This is a genomic window from Micromonospora sp. RP3T (genome assembly GCF_003027925.1).
Classification (GTDB): Bacteria; Actinomycetota; Actinomycetes; order Mycobacteriales; family Micromonosporaceae; genus Micromonospora.
The window spans coordinates 22,290-41,357 of record NZ_PYPS01000019.1 but is presented as its reverse complement, the minus strand read 5'-3'; the positions used below and the strand labels follow the sequence as shown (position 1 = coordinate 41,357).

17 protein-coding genes are annotated in these 19,068 nt (G+C 75.1%); 9 read left to right on the top strand and 8 right to left on the bottom strand.

Translation table 11 applies throughout. From position 1 onward, the window contains the following. The first annotated feature begins 40 nt into the window (after positions 1–40). From efeU to efeB, 3 genes are read left to right on the top strand one after another with little or no spacing between them, the layout of a single operon-like run. Entirely contained in the window at positions 41–1,024 is a 984-nt protein-coding gene (gene efeU / locus C8054_RS16750) for an iron uptake transporter permease EfeU (RefSeq protein ID WP_107157727.1), read from the top strand. A 29-nt stretch (positions 1,025–1,053) separates the two neighbouring features. Continuing rightward, positions 1,054–2,184 (top strand): iron uptake system protein EfeO, encoded by a 1,131-nt coding sequence (gene efeO / locus C8054_RS16745; RefSeq protein WP_107157726.1) that lies wholly within the window; start codon positions 1,054–1,056, stop codon positions 2,182–2,184. After that, a complete protein-coding gene (gene efeB, locus C8054_RS16740) occupies positions 2,181–3,503 on the top strand; it encodes an iron uptake transporter deferrochelatase/peroxidase subunit (RefSeq protein ID WP_107157725.1) in 1,323 nt (440 codons plus the stop codon). The genes efeO and efeB overlap by 4 nt, the downstream gene beginning before the upstream one ends. 50 nt (positions 3,504–3,553) lie before the next feature. Here efeB and C8054_RS16735 read toward each other — a convergent pair whose 3' ends face one another. Then, the gene (locus tag C8054_RS16735; protein ID WP_233219677.1) at positions 3,554–4,537 is read right to left on the bottom strand and encodes an RDD family protein; all 984 of its coding nucleotides are present in this window, start codon (positions 4,535–4,537) and stop codon (positions 3,554–3,556) included. Here C8054_RS16735 and C8054_RS16730 point away from each other — a divergent pair. Further along, the gene (locus tag C8054_RS16730; RefSeq protein ID WP_107157724.1) at positions 4,508–5,470 is read left to right on the top strand and encodes a stage II sporulation protein M; all 963 of its coding nucleotides are present in this window, start codon (positions 4,508–4,510) and stop codon (positions 5,468–5,470) included. The genes C8054_RS16735 and C8054_RS16730 overlap by 30 nt on opposite strands. Before the next feature lie 86 nt (positions 5,471–5,556). On the opposite strand, the gene C8054_RS16725 is transcribed toward C8054_RS16730, so the two are convergent. Genes C8054_RS16725 through C8054_RS16705 form a run of 5 tightly spaced genes read right to left on the bottom strand, consistent with a single transcriptional unit; the run spans position 5,557 to position 10,589 of the window. Beyond that, positions 5,557–6,867 (bottom strand): DUF58 domain-containing protein, encoded by a 1,311-nt coding sequence (locus tag C8054_RS16725; protein WP_107157723.1) that lies wholly within the window; start codon positions 6,865–6,867, stop codon positions 5,557–5,559. Next, a complete protein-coding gene (locus C8054_RS16720) occupies positions 6,864–7,853 on the bottom strand; it encodes a MoxR family ATPase (RefSeq protein WP_107157722.1) in 990 nt (329 codons plus the stop codon). Before C8054_RS16720 ends, C8054_RS16725 begins: the two co-directional genes overlap by 4 nt. After that, a complete protein-coding gene (locus tag C8054_RS16715) occupies positions 7,850–9,142 on the bottom strand; it encodes a DUF4350 domain-containing protein (protein WP_233219681.1) in 1,293 nt (430 codons plus the stop codon). The genes C8054_RS16720 and C8054_RS16715 overlap by 4 nt, the downstream gene beginning before the upstream one ends. Then, the gene (locus C8054_RS16710) at positions 9,139–9,750 is read right to left on the bottom strand and encodes a DUF4129 domain-containing protein (protein ID WP_107157720.1); all 612 of its coding nucleotides are present in this window, start codon (positions 9,748–9,750) and stop codon (positions 9,139–9,141) included. The genes C8054_RS16715 and C8054_RS16710 overlap by 4 nt, the downstream gene beginning before the upstream one ends. Next, positions 9,747–10,589, bottom strand: a complete 843-nt coding sequence (locus C8054_RS16705) for a hypothetical protein (protein WP_107157719.1) — start codon at positions 10,587–10,589, stop codon at positions 9,747–9,749. The genes C8054_RS16710 and C8054_RS16705 overlap by 4 nt, the downstream gene beginning before the upstream one ends. Before the next feature lie 216 nt (positions 10,590–10,805). Between C8054_RS16705 and mtrA the strand changes: the two genes are divergently transcribed. The 5 genes from mtrA to raiA all read left to right on the top strand — a co-directional run bounded on the left by mtrA (position 10,806) and on the right by raiA (position 16,662). Beyond that, positions 10,806–11,495: an MtrAB system response regulator MtrA gene (gene mtrA / locus C8054_RS16700; protein WP_091060316.1), complete on the top strand. Its 690-nt coding sequence runs from the start codon at positions 10,806–10,808 to the stop codon at positions 11,493–11,495. Positions 11,496–11,508: 13 nt separating this feature from the next. Further along, a complete protein-coding gene (gene mtrB, locus C8054_RS16695; RefSeq protein ID WP_107157718.1) occupies positions 11,509–13,263 on the top strand; it encodes an MtrAB system histidine kinase MtrB in 1,755 nt (584 codons plus the stop codon). Next, complete coding sequence (locus C8054_RS16690) at positions 13,260–15,059, top strand: LpqB family beta-propeller domain-containing protein (RefSeq protein WP_233219676.1); 1,800 nt, start codon at positions 13,260–13,262, stop codon at positions 15,057–15,059. Before mtrB ends, C8054_RS16690 begins: the two co-directional genes overlap by 4 nt. A 7-nt stretch (positions 15,060–15,066) precedes the next feature. Next, a complete protein-coding gene (locus C8054_RS16685) occupies positions 15,067–15,768 on the top strand; it encodes a ComF family protein (RefSeq protein ID WP_107157791.1) in 702 nt (233 codons plus the stop codon). A 249-nt stretch (positions 15,769–16,017) separates the two neighbouring features. Continuing rightward, on the top strand, positions 16,018–16,662 hold the full coding sequence (gene raiA, locus C8054_RS16680) for a ribosome-associated translation inhibitor RaiA (protein WP_107157717.1): 645 nt from the start codon (positions 16,018–16,020) through the stop codon (positions 16,660–16,662). A 48-nt stretch (positions 16,663–16,710) separates the two neighbouring features. Here raiA and C8054_RS16675 read toward each other — a convergent pair whose 3' ends face one another. Next, on the bottom strand, positions 16,711–17,817 hold the full coding sequence (locus C8054_RS16675) for a GNAT family N-acetyltransferase (RefSeq protein WP_107157716.1): 1,107 nt from the start codon (positions 17,815–17,817) through the stop codon (positions 16,711–16,713). Further along, entirely contained in the window at positions 17,814–18,971 is a 1,158-nt protein-coding gene (locus C8054_RS16670) for a GNAT family N-acetyltransferase (protein ID WP_107157715.1), read from the bottom strand. The genes C8054_RS16675 and C8054_RS16670 overlap by 4 nt, the downstream gene beginning before the upstream one ends. Between the last annotated feature and the right edge of the window lie 97 nt (positions 18,972–19,068).

The following is a 19,068-nucleotide window of genomic DNA, read 5'->3' as shown; positions in this document are numbered from 1 at the left end:
AAGTTAGCTGAGGCATGCCTGACCGACTACGGAGTTACGGATGTTCGCCACGTACCTGATCGGCCTGCGGGAAGGCCTGGAAGCGACCCTGGTGGTCAGCATCCTGGTCGCCTTCCTGGTGAAGTCGCAGCGGCGTGACCGGCTGCCCCAGGTCTGGGCCGGCGTCGGCCTGGCCGTGGTGCTCTCCGTCGTCTTCGGCTCGCTGATCCAGTACACCTCGACCTCGCTGCTGCGGACCTCCGAGTCGCGCGAGTTCTTCGAGGCGGTGACCTCGGTCGCCGCCGTCGTGTTCGTGACCTGGATGATCTTCTGGATGCGCCGGGCGGCCCGCTCCATCGCGGGCGAGCTGCGCGGGAAGCTCACCGAGGCGCTCGCCGTCGGGTCGCTGGCGGTCGCCGGCATGGCCTTCCTCGCGGTGGTCCGGGAGGGTCTGGAGACCGCGCTGATCTTCTACGCCGCGGCTGAGAGCGTGGCCGGCGGCACCGGCGCGGGCTCGCTGCTCGCCCTGGTCGGGGGCATCGCCACCGCCGTGGTGATCGGCTTCCTGCTCTACCGCAGCGCCCTGAAGATCAACCTGAGTCGCTTCTTCACCTGGACCGGCGCGCTGCTGATCCTGGTCGCCGCCGGCATCCTCAAGTACGGCGTGCACGACTTCCAGGAGGCCGGCGTGCTGCCCGGCCTGAACAACCAGGCCTTCGACATCTCCGCCACGCTCGACCCGAACGCCTGGTACGGCGCGCTGCTCGCCGGCATGTTCAACATCACCGCCGCGCCGACCGTGCTGGAGCTGATCGCCTGGGTCGCATACGCGGTGCCGGTGCTGGTGCTCTTCCTGCGCAAGCCGGCCGCGCCGGCCAAGCCTCCCGTCGCGCCGGCCACCGCCGCGCCGACCGCGGCCCCCGTCGCGAACACGCCGACCGCGGCCCCGGCCGGGAACGCGCCGGCCGAGTCCACCGCGACCACCCCCGAGCCCGCCGCGCCGGCCGCTGTCGACGCCGCCGCCGTCCCGTCCCCGCGCGCCTGACCGCCCGTTTCCGAGGAGATCCCGCACCGATGCGTACCACTCGATTCGTCGCGCCCGCCGCCGCGGGGTTGCTCGCCGTCGCCGGACTGGCCGGTTGCGGCGGTGGTGACGACGCCGACGCGACCGCCGGCGGGCCGATCGCCGTCAAGGCGACGGACAGCGCCTGCGAGGTCGGCAGCACCGAGATCGACGCCGGCCAGGTGACGTTCAAGGTGACGAACAACGGCTCCAAGGTCAACGAGTTCTACGTCTACGCCGCCGGCGACCGGGTGATGGGCGAGGTGGAGAACATCGCCCCCGGGCTGAGCCGGGAGCTGCGCGTCGAGCTGCCCGCCGGGACGTACGAGACCGCCTGCAAGCCGGGGATGAGCGGCCGGGGCATCCGGGGCGCGCTGAAGGTCAGCGGCACCGCCGCGAGCGTCGCGCCGGACGCCGCGCTCACCGAGGCCACCGCCAGCTACCAGCGTTACGTACGCAGCCAGACCGCCGCGCTGCTGACCAGGACCGAGGAGTTCGTGGCCGCGGTGAAGGGCAACGACGTGGCCAAGGCCAAGGCGCTCTACCCGGTGGCCCGCACCTACTGGGAGCGGATCGAGCCGGTCGCGGAGAGCTTCGGCGACCTCGACCCGAAGATCGACGGTCGCGAGGAGGTGGTCGAGGAGGGCATGGAGTTCACCGGCTTCCACCGGATCGAGAAGGACCTCTGGACCACCGGCGACATCAGCAAGGACGGCCCGATCGCCGACCAGCTCCTGGTCGACGTCAAGGCGATCGTGGCCAAGGCCGACGCCGAGAAGCTCACCCCGCTCCAGCTCGCCAACGGCGCCAAGGCGCTGCTCGACGAGGTTGCCAGCGGCAAGATCACCGGTGAGGAGGAGCGGTACTCGCACACCGACCTCTGGGACTTCAACGCCAACCTGGAGGGCTCGAAGGCCGCCGTCGGCGCGCTGCGCCCGGCCCTGGAACAGCGCGCGCCCGATCTGGTCAAGCAGCTCGACGCCGAGTTCGCCAACGTGGAGGCCGCGCTCGGCAAGCACCGGGCCGGGGACGGCTGGAAGCTGCACACCCAGCTCAGCAAGACCGAGCTGAAGGAGCTGTCGGACAGCATCAACGCGCTGGCCGAGCCGGTCAGCAAGATCGCGGCGGCCGTCGCGCGATGAGCACCCCGGCCGGCGGTGACGCGACGAGCGAGCCGAACAGCGAGCAGACCGGTCGCGGGATCTCCCGCCGACGGGCGATGACCCTGGCCGGCGTCGGTGCGGCCGGCGTCGGCGCGGTGGCGGCCGGCGCGGGCGCGCTGATCGCCGGTGGCGGCGAGGCGTCGGCCACCGAGACGGCCGCCGGGGCGGTGCCGTTCCTCGGCGAACACCAGGCCGGCATCACCACCGCGGCCCAGGACCGGCTGCACTTCGTCGCGTTCGACGTGGTCACCAAGGACCGGGACCGGCTGGTCGCGATGCTCCAGGAGTGGACCGCAGCGGCGGCCCGGATGACCGCCGGCAAGGACGCCGGGCTGATCGGTGCGGTCGGGGGCGTGCCGGAAGCCCCGCCGGACGACACCGGCGAGGCGCTCGGGCTGCCCCCGTCGCAGCTCACCGTCACGGTCGGGTTCGGCCCGTCGCTGTTCCGCGACGCCCAGGGCCGGGACCGGTTCGGGATCGCCGACCGCCGCCCCACCGCGCTGGCCGACCTCCCGCACTTCGCCGGCGACGCGCTCAAGCCGGAGCTGTCCGGCGGCGACATCTGCGTCCAGGCCTGCGCCAACGATCCGCAGGTGGCGGTGCACGCCATCCGCAACCTGGCCCGGATCGGCATGGGCGTGGTCAGCGTCCGCTGGTCGCAGCTCGGGTTCGGGCGTACCTCGTCGACGTCGCGGGGCCAGGCCACGCCGCGCAACCTGTTCGGCTTCAAGGACGGCACCGCCAACCTCAAGGCCGAGGACGCCGGCCTGCTCCGCGAGCAGCTCTGGGTGCAGCCCGGCGACGGCCCGGACTGGATGGCCGGCGGCTCCTACCTGGTCACCCGCAAGATCCGGATGCTGATCGAGACCTGGGACCGCAGCCCGCTGGCCGAGCAGGAGATGATCACCGGCCGGACCAAGGGCAGCGGCGCCCCGCTCGGCCGGCGCGACGAGTTCGACGAGCCGGACTTCGCCGCCAAGGGCGACGACGGCGAGCCGGTCATCGCGCCGACCGCGCACGTGCGACTCGCCCACCCGGACCAGAACGGCGGCGCCCGCCTGCTGCGTCGCGGCTACAACTTCGTGGACGGCTCGGACGGGCTGGGCCGGCTCGACGCCGGGCTGTTCTTCATCGCCTACCAGCGTGACCCACGCAAGCAGTTCGTGCCGATCCAGACGCGGCTGGCCCGCAACGACGCGATGAACGAGTACCTCCGCCACGTCTCCAGCGGCCTGTTCGCCTGCCCGCCGGGCGTCCGCGACGCCGCCGACTGGTGGGGCCGGACCCTGTTCTCCTGAGCCGGTCCGGTCCCCTGAGCCGGTCCGGTCCCTGATCCGGTCCGCCGCGCTCAGCGGCGTACCGGATCGGGCCCGGCGGGTTCCGGGGCGGCCCGCCGCAGCGGGACGCCGGGCGACGCGGCCCGGGTCGGGGCCAGCTCCGGCCAGAGCGCGCCGCTGACCGCGCGGGCCCGGCCCAGCCGGTACCCGGCCCGTCGCCGGCGCTCGGCCAGCACGGCGGCCAGGTACGCCCAGTCCGGCGCGGTCCACGGCGGCGGCGGTGACGTCACCGCGGCCACCTCCGCCCACAGCTCCCGGCCCAGCCGCACCCGGTCCGCAGCGGCGAGCTGGGGGAGCCGGTCCACGTACTGCCGGACGGCCAGGGCCAGCCCGTCGTCCACCCGGGTCAGGTCCAGCGTGCCCGCCCAGGCGAGCAGCGGCGGCACGGCCGGCGGCAACGGCCGCCACACCGACGCGCTCCGGGTGTGCACCACGAGCGTGCCGGCCACCAGGTCGCCCAACCGTCGACCGCGCGGGTCGGTGAGCATCACCGTCACGGTCGCCGCCCAGCTCAGCAGTGGCAGCACCAGGCCGGGCCACTCCACCGCGACGCCCACCAGCGCCCGGGCCAGCGACTGCCCGACCCCGACCGGCCCGCCGTCGGCCCGTACCACCCGCAGTCCCACCGCCAGCTTGCCCACCGTCCGGCCGCCGGCGAACCGCTCCATCACCACCGGGTAGCCGACCAGCACCAGCACCAGCAGCACGACCTGGAGACCGCCGGCCAGCGCGGCATCCATCAGGTCCGGCGGCAGCGTGAGCACCAGCATGGACAGCGCCGCACCGAGCACCAGCGCCAGGCCGAGCTGGACGATCAGGTCGATCAGCAGCGCGAGCACCCGGGAACCCAGCCGGGCGGCCCGGACGTCCAGCTCCACCGCCTCGCCACTGACCAGACCGGCGTCGGCCCACCGGGAGGGCGGGGGAGGTTGCGCGCGCACCCCGACAGTGAACACCATGAACGAGTGGATCTCGACGCGTACGTGGCGGAGCACGGTGTGCAGTGGCGGCGCCTGGAGCAGTTGACCGGCCGGCGTCGGCTGGACGCGGCCGAGGTCGACGAGCTGGTCTCGCTCTACCAGCGCACCGCCACCCACCTGTCCGTGCTGCGCAGCCGTGCCCCTGAGCCGGCGCTCCTCGGTCACCTGTCCCACCTGGTCCTGGCCGCCCGCGCCCGGATCATCGGCCGGCCCCGGCCGTCCTGGGCGGCGGTACGCCGGTTCCTGCTGGCCGACCTGCCGGCCGCCCTCTACCGGGCCTGGCCCTGGTGGTGCGGCGTCGCCACCGGCTTCAGCGCGTTGAGCGTCTTCCTCATCTGGTTCGTCGCCGGCCACCCGGACACCGCCGCCGCGTTCATCGGCGCCGAGTCGGCCCGGCAGCTCGTCGACTCCGGCTTCGCCGGCTACTACACCGAGTTCGCCGCGCCGACGTTCGCGTTCCACCTGTGGACGCACAACGCCTGGCTGGCGGCCCAGTGCCTGGCCGCCGGCGTGCTGGTGGTGCCGGTGTTCTGGCTGCTGTGGCAGAACGCGCTGAACCTCGGCGTGGTGGGCGGCGTGATGGTCTCCTACGACCGGGCGGACGTCTTCTTCGGCCTGATCACGCCGCACGGCCTGCTGGAGCTGACCGGCATCTACGTCGCCGCCGGGGTCGGGCTGCGCACCGCCTGGGCGTGGATCGCCCCGCCCGCGCACCTCGGGCGCGGCCGGGCGGTCGCCGAGGCGGGGCGGTCGGCCATGGTCGTCGCGGTCGGCCTGGTCGGGCTGTTCGCCGTCTCCGCGCTGCTGGAGGCGTTCGTCACCCCGGCACCCGTGCCGACGGCCGTGCGGGTGGCGACCGGCGCCACCGTCTGGGCGGCCTTCCTGGCGTACGCGCTCATCCTGGGCCGACGCGCCGCGTCCTCCGCTCCGCGCCCCTTCCGCCCCTGACCGCAGATTCACGGAAACAGTGGCTGTGGAGCCCGCGAGAGCCACTGTTCCCGTGAATCAGGGCGCAGGAGGCCGGGGGGTGGGGGTCAGAGCTGGCCGAGGGACTTCAGGTGCAGGTAGGTGTCGGCCACGGTGGGGGCCAGGCGGTCGGCGGGGACGTCCACCACTGTCACGCCGTGCCGGGACAGCGCGATCCGCACCCGGTCCCGCTCGTCCAGCGACCGCCACGCCGACGCGGCCGCGTACGGGTCGTCGGGGCCGACCGGGGTGGCGGTGGCGAGCCCGGCCAGCACCGGATCATGGGTGGCCGCCAGCACCACCCGGTGCCGGGCGGCCAGCCGCGGCAGCACCGGCAGCAGCCCTTCCCGGAGCGCGTCCGCGTCCAACGCGGTGAAGAGCACCAGCAGGCTGCGCTGCCGCTCCCGGCGCAGCAGCTCACCGGCGACCAGCTCGAAGTCCGTCTCGACCAGCGCCGGCTGGAGCGGCGCCATCGCCTCGACCAACCGGGTGAGCAGCGCCGGCCGGTTGCCGCCGGTCACCCGGGCCCGTACGGCGGTGTCCACGGCGAGCAGGTCCACCCGGTCCCCGGCGCGGGCGGCCAGCGCGGTGAGCAGCAACGCCGCGTCGATCGCGGTGTCCAGCCGGGGCTCGTCGCCGAGCCGGACCGCCGAGGTGCGGCCGGTGTCCAGCACGCAGACGAGCCGCCGGTCCCGCTCCGGTCGCCAGGTGCGCACCAGCACGTCAGCGCGGCGCGCGCTGGCCCGCCAGTCGATCGACCGGACGTCGTCGCCGACGGCGTACTCGCGCAGCGTGTCGAACTCGGTGCCGTGGCCGCGTCCCCGGGTCACCTGGACGCCGTCGATGATCCGCAGCCGGGCCAGCTTCTCCGGCAGGTGCCGGCGGGAGTCGAAGCGGGGCAGCACGCGCAGCGTCCACGGTGGCGTGCCGGGCCGTTCGGCGCGTTGCCGGAAGCCCAGACGCATCGGCCCCAGCGAGCGGACGGTCAGCGCCACCGCCCGCCGGTCGCCGCGCCGGGTCGGGGTGAGGCGGACCGGCAGCGTGGCCGTGCCGCCGGGCGGGACCGTCAGCGTCTCCCGCGGCGACCGCCCGGGACGCGCCCCGGCGGACGGCACCCATGCGTCGCGGACCTGGGCGCGCAGCGTCCGGTCGGTGGGGTTGGCCAGGTGCAGGGTGACCGTGGCGGTGCCGCCGAGCCGGACGGTCCGGTCGCCGGCGCGGGTGGCGGTGAGCGCGTGCGGCGGGGCGGCGAGCGCCCGGTCCAGGGCGACCAGCAGCAGCACCGTCGCGGTCAGCACGGCGACGCCGAGAAACGGCGCCGGCCAGGCCGGCAGCGTTCCGGCGCCGGCCGCGAGCAGCAGGCCCGCCCGCCAGGTCATCGCGGCGTCGGCACGGTGGCCAGCACCGAGTCGAGCACGGCGTCGGCCGTCACGCCCTCCAGCTCCACCTCCGGTCGCGGCCGGAGCCGGTGCCGCAGCGTCGGGCGGGCCACCGCCTTCACGTCGTCCGGCGTGACGTGGTCGCGGCCGGCCAGCCAGGCCCACGCCTTGGCGGTGGCGAGCAGCGCGGTCGCGCCCCGGGGCGAGGCGCCCAGCTCCAGCGCGGGCGCGCTCCGGGTGGCCCGGCAGAGGTCCACGATGTAGGCGAGCACCGGCTCGGCCACGTGCACGGCGTGCGCCTGCGCGCGGGCGGCGGCCAGGTCGGCCGCGCCGGCCACCGGGCGTACGCCGGCGGCGCGCAGGTCACGCGGGTCGAAGCCGGCGTGGTGCGCGCGGAGCACACCCAGTTCCTCGTCCCGCCCCGGCAACGGCACGGTCAGCTTGAGCAGGAAGCGGTCGAGCTGCGCCTCGGGCAGCGGGTAGGTGCCCTCGTACTCGACCGGGTTCTGGGTGGCCGCGACGATGAACGGCTCGGGCAGCGGACGGCGCTCGCCCTCGACGGTGACCTGCCGTTCCTCCATGACCTCCAGCAGCGCGGACTGCGTCTTCGGCGGGGTGCGGTTGATCTCGTCGGCGAGGAGCAGGTTGGTGAAGACCGGCCCCTCGCGGAACGTGAACGCGGCGGTGTGCGGGTCGAAGATCAGCGAACCGGTGACGTCGCCGGGCATCAGGTCGGGGGTGAACTGCACCCGTTTGGCGTCCAGGTCGAGCGCGGCGGCGAGCGTGCGCACCAGCAGCGTCTTGGCCACCCCCGGGACGCCCTCCAGCAGCACGTGCCCCCGGCAGAGCAGCGCGATGACCAGGCCGGTGACCACCGCGTCCTGGCCGACCACGGCCTTGGCCACCTCGGCGCGCAGCCGGTGCAGGGCGTCGCGGGCGTCGGACGGGGCGGCGGGCGACGCGGCGGCGATGACGGGTCCGGTCACCGGGGTTCTCCTTCGCTCGGGGGCGGGGCCAGGGTACGGGTCAGCGTGTCCAGCGCCCGGGCCAGCTCCAGCAGCTCCCGGTCGTCGTCCGGGGCGGGGCCGTACAGCAGCCCGGCCACCCGCTCCGGGTCGCCGCCGGTCGCCGCCGCGACCCGGGCCACCACCTCGTCGTCCGGGGTGTCGGGCGGCAGGTTGAGCCGGGGCAGGACGCGATCCCGGGCGGCGGCGCGCAGCGTCGCGGCGACGGTGTCCCGGGCGCCGGCGCGTCGGTAGAGGCGGGCCCGGCCGCGGACGGTCTCGGCGGCGCGGACGGTCACCGGCAGCGGCTCCGTCACCGGTGGCCCGAGGCGGCGGGCCCGCCAGAGCACCACCAGCAGCCCGGCCAGCGCGAGCTGCGCCAGGATCGCCCAGAACCAGGCCGGGAACGCGTCCCACAGCGGGTTCTCGGCGCGCCGCGGCGGGTCCGCCCGGTCGGGGCGCTCGGCGGTGCGGCGGGGCGTCGGTGGAGCCTCGGTCTCGGTGGTCCGCGACGCGCCGGTCGCGGTCGGGGCCGGGTCGGGCGCGGGCAGGTCCAGCCAGACCAGCGGACGGCCGGTGGCGCCGAGCAGGCCGGTGGCGAGGTCCCGGTTGCCCCACTCGTCGATCCGGTCGTTGCGGAACGGGTCACTGGCACCCACCAGCACCAGCTCGGTGCCGGCCGGGATCCGGAGCAGCGCGCCGCCGTAGCAGCTGTCGGCGCGCTCCGGCCCGGCGTACCGCTGGTGGTCGACCGCGGCGGTGCCGGCGCGGACCGCCTCGGGCAGCCGGCACTCCGCGCCGTCGGCGTCCGGCGGCAGCGCCCGGGTGGCCCACCGGCGACCGGCCGGCTCGACCGACGTGCCCAGCTCGGCCAGCACCCGGCGGGACGGCTCGACGAGCACCAGCCGGCTGCCGGGCGGCAGCGCGGTCAGCCCGCTGAGCGTGTCCGGGTGCACCAGGTCGGGTGCGGGCACGAAGAGCGTGCTCGGCGCCGTACGGGCGGCCCGCAGCGCTCCGGCGGTGTCGGTCTCCCGGCGCACCGGCACGCCCTGCGCGCGTAGCTCCTCGGCGAGCCGGCTGCCGCCGTCGTCGTCGCCGGCGACGGGGGAGAGGAAGCCGCGTTCGTCCGGGTCGGGCTGGTCCACCGCGTGCAGCACCACGGTGGCCCCGATCAGCAGCGCGGCCAGCCCGAGCGGGACGACGGTCCGGTGCCACCGGCGGCGGGACGCCGGCGGGGCCGCGGGCCGGGCCGGGGCGGGGGCGACGGTCACCACGCGTCCTCCTCGCCGGTCAGTTCGCGGCGCAGCTCGGCGGCGAGCGCGCGCATCCGTTGGTCGTGGCCGGCGGTGGCGGGTCGCTGGGCGTACCAGAGGTCGGAGAAGATCGTGCCGGCGGCGTTCAGGGTGGGCCTTGTCGCCGGGCGGGTCCGGGCCGCCGCCTCGGTCAGTTCGGTGACGGTGAGTCCGGCCCGTGGTTCCACCACCTGCCGGATGACCAGGAGTCGGACCATGTCCCGGAGCCGTTCCCGCACCGCCTCGGCGTAGCGGCCCTCGGCGGCCAGCCGGTCGGCCGTCCCCGGGCCGCCGACGGGTGCCGGCGACGCGGCCCGGGGCGCGGGGACGCGCACCGGCGGGTCGGGCCGCCGCCGGCGGGCGGGCCGACGTAGGCGCATCCGCGGTCGCCGGAGCCGGGGCAGCCGCGGTCGGGGCAGTCGCGGCCGGGGCAGCCGGAGCCGGGGTAGCCGGCGGGGCACCCAGGCCGGGAAGGAGTGCCAGGCCAGCGCCGTCAGCAGCGCGGCGGCCAGCAGGAGCAGCGCGACCAGCGGCAGCGGCACCACGTCGCCCAGCGCGGCCACCGTCTCGGTCCACCAGCGGCTCACCGCTCGACCGCCAGCAGCACCGGCTCCGGGACGCCGGCCGGTGCCCGGGAGAGCCGGATGTCCAGCCCCTCGGTGCGGATGCGGGTCTCCAGGTGCAGCACCGCGTCCAGGCAGGCCAGCGCCGGGTACGCGAGCGCGTTCACCGCCGCCTGCGCGACGACGGCGACCGGCAGCGCCCAGGCCGACACGTCGAACAGGTCGAGCAGCCCGAGACCATAGGGGACGCCCAACCCGATGCCGACCCTGACCAGCCACCAGCCCAGATAGCCGAGCAGTCGGACGGCGGCGGCGCGCCCGCCCACCCGACCGGCCAGTCGGATCGCCCGGCCCGGCGCGCGGTGCGTCGGCACCCCGTCCAGCACGAGCACCGGCACCACGAGGCCGAGCAGCCCGTACGCGACGAACCAGGCGGGCCCGGCCAGCCCGGCGACGCCGACGGCGAGCCCGACCGCGCCCGCGGCCAGCAGGGTCGCGCCCGGACGGGCCTTGTGGAGCAGCTCCGACGGCGCGCGGCGGCGGCCGAGCAGCGCCGACGCGCCGCCCCGCGCGGCCGGGTTGCCCAGCAGCGCGATGATCGCCGCCTCGGTCCCGGCACCGGCCGCGAGCAGCAGCCAGTACCAGCCGAACGACTCCCCGCCGGCGGGCCACCAGCCGGGCGGGTGCGCACCGGCCAGCAGCCGTACCGGGTACAGCACGGCCTGCTCGGCGAGGGCCAGCGCGACGGCGAGCGGCAGCAGCACCCGGGCCTGGTCGCGGAGCAGCAGCACGGCGGCGTCGAGCAGCTCACCGACGGTCAGCGGACGGCACGGGAGCACCGCGGTCGGGCCGACGTCGGACACGCGTACTCCCGGGCGGGCAGGGCAGCAGAGGTGGCGGGCGGCGGGGCACCCGGGGGATCATGGTTGCACGGCGGGTCCGTATCCGGTGGACCCGTCCGTCGTGGCGCGCCACGCTGGTGACCACGCCGTCAGCTGTGGTGCGGGGGCGCGCTCGGCGCTACCGTGCCGGGAAAGACTCCGACCCTCCAGATGAACGGGGATGGAACGATAAACCCCATGAGAGCCCGCGTACTCGTGGTCGACGACGACCCCGCCCTTGCCGAGATGCTCGGCATCGTGTTGCGCAGCGAGGGCTTCGTGCCGTCCTTCGTCGCCGACGGAGAACGGGCATTGGCCGCGTTCCGCGACAGCCGGCCCGACATCGTCCTGCTCGACCTGATGTTGCCGGGCATGAGTGGCATCGACGTGGCCCGGGCGATCCGCGCCGAGTCCGGGGTGCCGATCGTGATGCTGACCGCCAAGAGCGACACGGTCGACGTGGTGCTGGGGCTGGAGTCCGGCGCCGACGACTACGTGGTCAAGCCGTTCAAGCCCAAGGAGCTGGTGGCCCGGATGCGGGCCCGGCTGCGTCGCGGCGAGGACGTCGCGCCGGAGCTGCTCACCATCGGCCCGCCCGGCAACCAGATCACCATCGACGTGCCGGCGCACACGGTCAGCCGGGACGCCGAGGAGGTCAAGCTGACGCCGCTGGAGTTCGACCTGCTGGTCGCGCTCGCCCGCAAGCCCCGCCAGGTGTTCACCCGGGAGGTGCTGCTGGAGCAGGTGTGGGGGTACCGGCACGCCGCCGACACCCGGCTGGTCAACGTGCACGTGCAGCGGCTGCGGGCCAAGATCGAGCCGGATCCGGAGCGACCCGAAATCATCCTCACCGTCCGGGGCGTGGGCTACAAGGCGGGCACCGGATAACCTGGTCAGCACTGTGCTGACCGCCCCGCTGCCCGACCCGCCGACCGCCTCGCCCCGCCGGCTCCGTGCCGCGCGGGCGCTCTGGCGCGCGCTGTCCGGCCGGTCGACGCGGTTCGCCGCCGGCGTGCGCCAGGCCTGGCGGCGCTCGCTCCAGGTCCGCGTGGTCACCATCACACTTGTGGCGTCGAGTCTGCTGGTGGGCGGTTTCGCCTACCTGATCGCCGACAAGATCACCAACATCCTGCTGGAGAACGCCGAGACCGACGTGCGGATGCGGCTGAGCAACGGCAGCGAGTACGCGGCGAAGCAGTTCAACCTCTACAGCCAGCCGCAGGAGGCCCAGCTCCAGGACACCATCGACGGCACGGTCAACTACCTGGCCGGCGGGGACCCGGCGCAGACCAGCGGCGTGGTGGTGGCGATCACTGCCGACAACTTCGCCGAGTTCATCGAGCCCCGCGTCTCCCCGGACGTGCCGGTGCGCCCGGTGATCGGCGACGAGCTGCGGGCCACCGTGGCGTCCGGCAAGGTGGCCCACCAGATCCGCACCGGCACGCTCGGCGGCGACCGCACGAAGTACCTGGTCTACGGCTCCCCGGTGCCCACCCGGTTCGGGCAGGTCGAGCTCTACTACCTCGTGCCCCTGGCCCGGCAGGACGCCACGGCGGCGGACGCCCGGGCCACCGTGGTCGCCACCGGTGTCGCGTTGGTGCTCCTGCTCGGCCTGCTGGCCGCGCTGGTGACCCGGCTGGTGGTGACGCCGGTCCGGGTGGCCGCGCGCACCGCTCAGCGGCTCTCCGCCGGCCTGCTCGACCAGCGCATGGTGGTCTCCGGTGAGGACGACCTGGCCCTGCTCGCCGCCTCGTTCAACCAGATGGCGACCAACCTGCAACGGCAGATCCTCCGGCTTGAGGAGATGTCCCGGCTGCAACGCCGGTTCACCTCGGACGTCTCGCACGAGCTGCGGACGCCGCTGACCACGGTCCGGATGGCGGCCGACCTGATCTTCGCGGAACGGGACGAGTTCGATCCGGCGGTGGCGCGCAGCGCCGAGCTGCTCCAGGCCGAGCTGGACCGGTTCGAGGAGTTGCTCACCGACCTGCTGGAGATCAGCCGGTTCGACGCCGGTTTCGCCGTGCTGGACAGCGAGCCGACCGATCTGGTGCCGGTGGTGCACCGGGTGGTCGAGCGCCTGGCCGGGCTGGCCGAGCGGGTCGGGGTGACCATCGAGCTGGACCTGCCGGACGCTCCGGTGATCGCCGAGGTGGACCCGCGCCGGGTCGAGCGGGTGCTGCGCAACCTGGTCGGCAACGCGGTCGAGCACGGTGAGGCCAAGCCGGTGCGGGTCACGCTGGGCGTCGACCAGAGCGCGGTGGCGATCACCGTGCGGGACCACGGCGTCGGGCTCAAGCCGGGGGAGGAGAAGCTGGTCTTCAACCGGTTCTGGCGGGCCGACCCGTCCCGGGCCCGGCAGACCGGCGGCACCGGCCTGGGCCTGTCGATCAGCGTGGAGGACGCCCGGTTGCACGGCGGCTGGCTGGAGGCGTGGGGCGCACCCGGGCAGGGCGCGCAGTTCCGGCTCACGTTGCCGGCGCGGGCCGGCGACCGACTGACCACCTCGCCGTTGCGGCTGGTGCCGGCCGACGCGGCCCTGCCGTTCGGCGGCCCCCGCGACGGTGGCCTGCTCGCCATCGGTCCGGGCAGCGGCGCCGGTGCGCTTGCCGTCGGCCCCGCCGACGACTCCGCGCGGATGGAGGTGGGGCCGTGAACGTGCCCCGGCGACTGCTGGCCGTGCTGCTGGCCGGCGTCCTGCTGCCGGCCGGGTGCGGCATTCCGGCCCAGACGGACGTCCAGGTCGACGGTTCGGTGCCGGCCGGCGAGGCCGGCTCGCTCAACGGCCCGCCGGCCTCGCCGCCCGCGCCGACCGACAGCGACGAGCCGGTGCCGTTCATCGAGAACTACCTGAAGGCGGCCGCGGCCGGGGAGCGCGACCAGGCGTACACCCGGGCCCAGAAGTTCCTCGCCCCGGAGGCCCGGGAACTGCTGCCCGGCAAGCCGCAGACCAGCGAGGTCGAACTCACCGTGGTCCGGCTGCGGGCGAAGGAGAGCACCCCGCCGAACAACCAGGGCACCAGCCGGGTCACCATCAAGGTGCAACAGGTCGGGGTGCTGCGGGCCGACGGCACCCTCGGCCCGCCGGGGGCCACCGAGACCGAGTACGTCTTCCAGTTGCGGCGGGCCGAGCCGGCCGGGACCGGGCTGCTGATCACCAGCCTGCCGAACGTGCTGCTGACCACCGACACGGCGCTGCGCCAGTACTACCGCACGCGCACCGTCTACTTCTGGAACTCCGACCTGACCCGGCTGGTGCCCGACCTGCGCTACCTGCCGTCGTCGGTGTCGGCCGAGCGGCGCGTCACCGAGGTGGTGAAGTGGCTGGCCGGTGGCCCCTCCGACTGGCTGGAGTCCGGGGTGACCGGGCTCCCGGACGGCACCCGCCCGATCAACAACGCCACCGGCGCGGACTCCCAGTGGGAGGTCAACCTGACCATGCCGGGCGCCAACGAGGGGCGGTTGGCCCGGCTCGGCACCCAGCTCGCCTGGTCGTTGCCGGAGTTGACCGGGCAACTCGAGCTGAAGATCCAGAACCAGAAGCGGCTCAGCGTCGACCTGGAGCGGGAGCGCGACACCCATCTCGCGTACCCGAGGGGCGCGAATCCCACCCGGTTCAGCGTCTACGACGGCGTCATCCATCCGCTCGCCATCGGCACCGAGCAGCGGGCCGTCGTGCCGTTGCCGGCCGCGGAGAACCGGAACGTGGTCTCGGCGACCCTCGCCCGCGCCGAGGACCAGGTGCTGGCCGCGCTGGTGGTGACCGGGGCGGACCGGCGACTCCGGCTCAAGGTGGGCACCGGGCCGGAACCGGTGGCGGTGTTCAACACCAGCGACCCGAAGGCCGGGTTCCAGACGATGAGCCGGCCCACCTGGTTGCGCTCGCTGGCCACCGACCATCCGGCGGGTCTGGTGGCGGCCGACGGCAAGCTCTACCGGTTCGACGGGACGGCCACGCTGAGCCCCGTCCCGCTGAACGTCTCCGGAAGCGTCGTGGCGGTCGCCGCTTCCCTCGACGGCCACCGGATCGCGCTGGTCAGCGGCGGCGCGGTCTACGTGGCCCCGGTGAGCGTGGAGGGCGGCGTGGTCACCCTGGGCCAGCCCCGCCGGCTGCCCACGCTGCTCACCGGCGTGACGGCGGTCGACTGGATCGCGGAGGACCAACTGGTGATCGCCGGCAACGACCCGGACCGGCGTTCGGCCATCCACCAGCTCAGCATCGACGGCGGCCTGGGCTCCGAGCTGAAGTCCGGGATCGGTGCCGCGGTGACCCAGTTGGCGGGATACCCGGGCGGCGGTGGGGGCGGGCTGCCCGCGCTCTCGTTCATGTTCGAGACCGCCGGCAGCGCCTGGCGGAACAATCCGTTCGACCTCGTCACGCCGGAGCAGGTGCTGGACCTGCCGGCGGGCGGCCGGCCGGCCAACCCGACCGCACCGTTCTTCTTCTACTGAGATGCCGGTGCCGGACCTGGGCGGCCTCTGGTCGGACCTGACCGATCTGGTGCTGCCCGCCGGGTGCGCCGGGTGCGCGGTCCGCTCCCCGGCGCTGCGGCAGGGCTTCTGCCCGCGCTGCGTGGCCGAGCTTCAGGCGCTGCGGCCCGCGTCGACCCGGCCCGATCCGGCCCCACCCGGCCTGCCGCCCTGCGTCGCCCTCGGCCCGTACGACGGGGCGTTGCGTGAGGGCCTGCTGGCGTACAAGGAACGGGGCCGGCACGGGTTGGCCCGGCCGCTGGGCGCGTTGCTGGCCGAGGTGGTGGCCGTGGCGGTGGGCCGGCCCGGTCCGGTGACGCTGGTGGCGGTGCCGGACACCGCCCGCGCGGCCCGGGCCCGGTACGGCGACCACCTGGAGCGGCTGGTCCGGCCGGCCGCGGCCCGGTTGCGCGCGGCCGGCTGGCCGGTTCGCGTGCTGCGCCCGCTGCGGGCGCTGCCCCGGCCGGACTCGGTGGTGCTGGACAGCGCCGGCCGGGCCGCGGCGGCGGAGGCGGCGTTCCGGTTGCGCCGGCCGGGGACGTCGACGCCGGCCGGGACCGTGGTCCTGCTCGACGACATCGTCACCACCGGTGCCACGCTGGCAGCGGTGAGCCGGAAATTGCACCGCGCGGGAATGACGCCAAAGGTCGCGGCGGTGCTCGCCGCAACGCAAAAGCGGCGGCCTCGGTAACGCTTCGTGATTCCGTTTCACCCCATGGTGTATGAGGTGTTAATTTTCCCGACCGCTCTCGACAACCGGGGGTGACTGCTGACCGAACAGGAGTTAGCGTTTCCGTGTCGGGGGTAGTGAGGAAGCCAACCTTCCCCGGCACTGGAAGGAGGCGTAGCCGTACATCACCGGTCGACGCCGAGCGGGGCCGTCCCAGGCGCGTCGACCGGAAGATCCGGACCGAACGACCGTCCGAACAAGGGAGGTCACGTGGACATCGTGGTCAAGGGCCGTAACGTCGAAGTGCCGGACCATTACCGGGTGCACGTAGCCGAAAAACTCGCGAAGATCGAACGCTACGACCACAAACTCATTCGCGTGGATGTCGAGTTGTTCCACGAGCGCAATCCGCGCCAGGCCGACCACTGCCAGCGGGTGGAGATCACCTGCGTGTCGCGGGGCCCGGTGATCCGGGCCGAGGCCTGCACGAACGACTTCTACAGCGCGCTCGACGCCGCCATCGCCAAGCTGGACACCCGGTTCCGCCGCGCGGCCGACCGCCGCCGGGTGCACCGCGGGCGGCACGCGCCGCTCTCGGTGGCCGCCGCGACCGCCGGGCTGCCGGTGGCCGACCTCGACGGGCCCGGGTTGGCGTCACTGAACGGGCACGCCGCGGCCACCGCCGTGGCGGAACGCCCCGACGCCGACGGCTACTCCGAACCCGACGACCAGCCGTGGCACATCGCCCGGGAGAAGGTCCACCCCGCCGAACCGATGACCGTCGACGACGCGTTGTTCCAGATGGAACTGGTCGGCCACGACTTCTACCTGTTCCTGGACAAGGAGTCCGGCCGCCCGAGCGTGGTCTACCGTCGACGCGCGTACGACTACGGGATCATCTCGCTCGACACCTGACCCTTGGCCGACGACCCGGAGCCCCCGCCCGCCCGCGGGGGCTCCGCCTCACCGAGCGTCCGAGGCCAGCCGACCGAAGATCACCGTGTCGGTGCGGGTGCCGGCCAGGCCGGGCAGTCGCCCGCGCAGCAGGCCCTCCCGCCGGAAGCCGGCCCGCTCCAGCACCCGCTGGGAGGCGACGTTCTCCGGTCGGGTGCCGGCCCAGAGGCGGGCCACCCCGACGCCGAAGGCCCAGCCGGCGACGAGCCGGACCGTCCCGCTGGCCAGACCCCGGCCGCGGGCCTCGGGCAGCAGGCTGTAGCCCAGCATCGCCTGACCGGTGGCCGGCTCGTCGTACGCCAGCAGGCAACCGCCCACGGGCGTGCCGGTGGCCGCGTCGACGACGGTCAGGTCGGCGGCGTCGCCGGCCAACCAGTGACTCGCCGCGAGCCGGCACCGGCGGGCGATCGACGCCCGGTCCGGCGGCGCCGGCGGCACCCGGCTCGCCACCACCTCCGGCAGCGTGTGCAGCCGGTACATCATGTCCTCGTCCGCCGGTTCGACGCGGCGCAGCGTCACCACGCCGTCGGTGAGCCGGCCGTCGGGCAGGTCCGGCAGCGGCCGGGCGGTCGGCCCGGGCGGGTCGTCGGCCAGCCGCGCCCAGACGACCAGGTCGGGGCGGACGCCGTCGCGTGGCGTGCCGGCGCCCCGCCGTACGCCCTCCCGCCGGTAGCCGCAGGTCAGCGCCGTCCGCTGGCTCGGCACGTTCTCCTGGTGGGTGAGCAGTTCCAGCCGGGCCGCGCCGGCGGCGAAGGCCCGCTCGGTCAGCAGCCGGGTGGCGGCGGTCGCCACGCCCCGGCCGCGCGCCGACGGTCCGACCCAGTAGCCGATCTCGTAGGTCGCCCGCTCGGCGCTGAGCAGGGTCAGGCCGATGCTGCCCAGCAGCCGGTCGGTGGCCGGGTCGGCGATCGTGTACGCGGCCCCGCCCGCCGCCCGGGCGGCCGGCGCCCCTTCGGTGATCCACCAGCGCGCGCTGTCCGCGTCGTACGGGTCGGGCAGCCGTGGGAGGAACCGCCGGGTCTCCGGGTCGGCGCAGCCGGCCACCGTCCCGGGCACGTCCGCCGGGCCGCACGGGCGCAGCCGGACCCCGTACCCCTCGATCGTCTCCGGGGTCACACCAGGTCCTGGGGCAGCAGGCCGCCGATCCACACGTCCTGCCGTTCGCCGCGGTGCTGGACGCCGCCGCGCAGCGTGCCCTCGACGGTGAAGCCGGCCTTCTCGGCCGCCCGCCGGGACGCGGTGTTGCCCACGTTGGCCCGCCACTCGACCCGGGCCAGGCCGAGCGTGGTGAACCCCCAGGCGCAGAGCGCGGTGAGCGCGGCCGGCAGGTAGCCCCGCCCCCGGGCGGCCGGGGCGGTCATGAAGCCGACGTCGGCGACCAGCGGGTCGGTGGGGAGGATGCGCAGGTCGATCGAGGCGACGTAGTGGTCGTCCGGGTCGGCCACCGCGAACATCGCGGCGGTGCCCCGGGCCCAGGCCGGCCGCACCAGGTCCCGCAGGTAGCCCTCGGCGTCCTCCGCCCGGTAGGGGTGCGGCACCGTGGTCCAGCGCACCGTCTGCTCGTCCTGACAGGTGCGGGTGATGTCCGGGAGGTCGCGTTCCTCGAGCGGTCGCAGCCGCAGCTCGGTGCCGCCGGCGGTGGCGAACAGGACGGGCTGCGGCCGGCCGAAGACGGCCGCCCGGCGGGCCTGGAGCGTGGTCGGACCGTACGGGACCGGGTCGCCCGGCGCGGCCAGCCCGGCCGGGAGCAGCGCGCCGATCCACCCCTCCGGCCGGCCGCCGTCGGCCGGGTGGGCCAGCCGCAGCTCTCCCTCCACCCGGAAGCCGGCCCGCAGCGCGACCAGCCGGGACGCGTGGTTGCCGATCTCGGCCTGCCAGGTCAGCCGGCGCAGGCCGAGCGTGTCGAACGCCCAGCGGGCGACCGCGCGGACGGCGCGGACCGCGACGCCCCGTCCCCGCGCCCAGGGCGCGGTCCAGTAGCCGATCTCGGCCGAGTCGAGCGCGCGGTCGACGGAGACCAGGCCGCACGAGGCGAGCAGCTCGCCGCTGTCGGCGTCGCAGACCGCGAACGGCGCGCCGGCACCCGTCGCCCAGGCCGTCGCGGCGACCGTGGTCACGAACGCGAGGGCGTGTTCGGGCCGGTACGGGCGCGGTACGGTGGTCCAGCGCTGGATGTCCGGGTCCTGGCAGGCGCGGTGCACCGCGTCGGCGTCCGCCGCCCGCCAGGGGCGCAGCAACAGCCCGTCCTCGACGATCTCCACAGGCTCCATCCGAGCCATGGTGCCGGATCGTTCGCGGACGGCGTAACCCGATTAGCGGTTGCTGCCCGCGTGCCCACGGCGTTATGTCGGGTTCCCGGGTCTGGAC